This window comes from Sphingomonas sp. Ant20 (assembly GCF_000783375.1).
Classification (GTDB): Bacteria; Pseudomonadota; Alphaproteobacteria; order Sphingomonadales; family Sphingomonadaceae; genus Sphingomonas; species Sphingomonas aerolata.
On record NZ_JRVI01000236.1, the window covers coordinates 1 to 3,035 of the forward strand.

Consider the following 3,035-nt stretch of genomic DNA (forward strand, 5'->3'; position numbering starts at 1 on the left):
CGCCCCGCGGCGACCGCGAATCCCTCCAGCCCGGCGCTCGCCGAGGATGGCGGTTATGCGATGGCCCCGACCCCCGGCGTGGGCCAGCCCACCCCCGGCACCGTCGGCCTCCAGCCACAGGTCACCAAGAACGGCGTCTTCGCGCACTGGATGCACAATGCGATCCTGATGCCGACGATCACCGCGGTCTCGCTGCTGGTGCTCGCTTTGCTCTTCTGGGTGGTCTTCCGCTATCGCCGCGCCGCCAACCCGGTGCCGTCGAAGACCAGCCACAACACCGTAATCGAGATCATCTGGACGCTCGCCCCGGTGATCATCCTCGTGCTGATCGCGGTCCCGTCGATCGGCCTGCTCTCCGCCCAGTTCAAGCCGGCGCCCGCGGGCGCGGTGACGATCAAGGCGATCGGCAACCAGTGGTACTGGACCTACCAGTATCCCGATAACGGCGGCTTCGAAGTCACCGCGAACATGCTGAAGGAGGCCAAGGACGTCGGCGCGGGCGAACGCGCGCGCACCGATGCCGACGGCCCGCGCCTGCTCGCGACCGACAACCGCATCGTCCTGCCGGTCGGCGTGCCGATCCGCCTCATCACGACCGCGAACGACGTGATCCACAGCTGGGCGGTCCCCGCCTTCTGGATCAAGCTCGACGCGATCCCCGGCCGCCTGAACGAGACGAGCTTCACGATCGACAAGCCCGGCCTCTATTTCGGCCAGTGCTCCGAGCTCTGCGGTGCGCGTCACGCGTTCATGCCGATCGCGGTCCAGGCCGTCTCGCCCGCGCAGTTCGCGGCGTGGGTCCGGGCCAAGGGCGGCTCGATGCCGACCCCGGGCCAGGCCTCCGACAAGGTCATTCCGCAGCCCGGCGCCGACGGCTCCGCGGCCAAGGTCGAGGAGGCGGCGGAAACCGCCAACGCCACCGGCCCGGTCGAAAACGTGACCACCGCAGCGCCTGCGACGACGCAGGGCGCCACCTCCAACCCGGCCGCGCCGGCAACGCGGGACTGTAAGATGACCGACACCGCTCTCAACCCGTCGCATTCGTGGCCCATGATGCGCATGCGCATCATCACGATGCCGATCACAAGCCCGGTTTCTTCGCGCGTTGGTTCATGTCGACCAACCACAAGGACATCGGCACGCTCTACCTGATCTTCGCGATCGTCGCGGGGATCATCGGCGGCTCGGTCTCGGGCCTCATGCGCGCCGAGCTCGCCGAGCCCGGCATCCAGTATCTGCAAGGCTGGGCCGGCATGCTCCATGGCGGCAGCGCCAGCCTAGACGAATCGCTTCACCTCTGGAACGTGCTGATCACCGCGCACGGTCTGATCATGGTGTTCTTCATGGTCATGCCGGCGATGGTCGGCGGGTTCGGCAACTGGTTCGTGCCGATCATGATCGGCGCGCCCGACATGGCGTTCCCGCGCATGAACAACGTGTCGTTCTGGCTGCTGATCCCCGCCTTCACGCTGCTGCTCGCCTCGCCCTTCTTCGGTGGCGCAGGTAACGGCTGGACGCTCTACGCCCCGCTCTCGACCTATGGCGAGCCCGGGCCGTCGACCGACATGGCGATCCTTGCGCTCCATCTCGCGGGCGCCTCGTCGATCCTCGGCGCGATTAACTTCATCACCACCATCTTCAACATGCGTGCGCCGGGCATGACGTTGCACAAGATGCCGCTGTTCGTGTGGTCGATGCTCGTCACCGCGTTCCTGCTGCTGCTCGCGCTCCCGGTCCTCGCGGCCGCGATCACGATGCTGCTGACCGATCGCAACTTCGGCACGACCTTCTTCGATCCGGCCGGCGGCGGTGATCCCGTCCTCTACCAGCATCTGTTCTGGTTCTTCGGCCATCCCGAAGTCTACATCATGATCCTGCCGGGCTTCGGCATCGTCAGCCAGATCATCTCGACGTTCAGCCGCAAGCCCGTCTTCGGCTATCTCGGCATGGCCTATGCCATGGTCGCGATCGGCGTGGTCGGCTTCGTCGTCTGGGCGCACCACATGTTCACCACCGGCCTGTCGGTGAACACCAAGATGTACTTCACGGCCGCGACGATGGTCATCGCGGTCCCCACCGGCATCAAGATCTTCTCGTGGATCGCGACGATGTGGGGCGGCTCGATGAGCTTCAAGACGCCGATGGTCTGGTCGATCGGCTTCATCTTCATGTTCACCGTCGGCGGCGTGACCGGCGTCGTGCTCGCCAACGGCGGCATCGACGACTACATGCAGGACACCTATTACGTGGTGGCGCATTTCCACTACGTGCTCAGCCTCGGCGCGGTGTTCTCGCTGTTCGCGGGCTTCTACTACTGGTTCCCGAAAATGTCGGGCAAGATGTACAACGAGTTCCTCGGCCAGCTCCACTTCTGGGTGTTCTTCATCGGCGTGAACGTCATGTTCTTCCCGATGCACTTCCTCGGCCTCCAGGGCATGCCGCGCCGTTACCCGGACTATCCCGACGCTACGCGCACTGGAACTATGTCGCGACGGTCGGCTACATGATCATGGCCGCGGGCATGGCGATCTTCTTCGTCAACCTGATCTGGTCGCTGATCGCGGGCAAGAAGGCGGCGGACAATCCCTGGGGCGACGGCGCCACGACGCTCGAATGGACGATCTCCTCGCCCCCGCCCTATCACCAGTTCGAGACCCTGCCGAAGATCGACTAAGGGCGGATCAGGGCCATCAGGCCCCCGCCCGGCCGGCGCGGCAACGCCGCGTCCGACGACACGGGACTTGCTCCCGTGTCGGGGCCAGCCAGAAAAGCGCCTCGGGGCAAACCCGGGGCGTTTTTCATATCCGCCCCCCCAAACCGTCATCCTGACGAACGTCAGGACCCAGAGCCCAGCCGGACAGCGCGCGCCCGAAAATCGTCCCACCCCGGCACGCCCCAAAATCCGCCGCTAGCCCAAACCCCGCGCGTCCCCCAAAACACGGCCCATGCCGACGCTCCAGCACCTCGCCGTCTCGATTCTCGGCCTGACCCTCGCCGGCGGCACCGCGATCGCGCTGACCGCGCCGCCCCGCCCC

Annotated in this window: 1 protein-coding gene and 1 pseudogene; both read left to right on the top strand. The window is 66.1% G+C overall.

What is annotated here, in order from left to right; translation table 11 throughout:
* Positions 1 to 1,152, top strand: a 1,152-nt coding sequence (coxB, locus tag NI18_RS19205) for a cytochrome c oxidase subunit II (protein WP_306286533.1), incomplete at its 5' end; no start/stop codon positions are given.
* Positions 1,050 to 2,674 (top strand): annotated as a pseudogene (gene ctaD, locus NI18_RS19210) (cytochrome c oxidase subunit I); the annotation flags it as partial. The gene coxB and the pseudogene ctaD, both read left to right, overlap by 103 nt.
* Positions 2,675 to 3,035 lie beyond the last annotated feature (361 nt).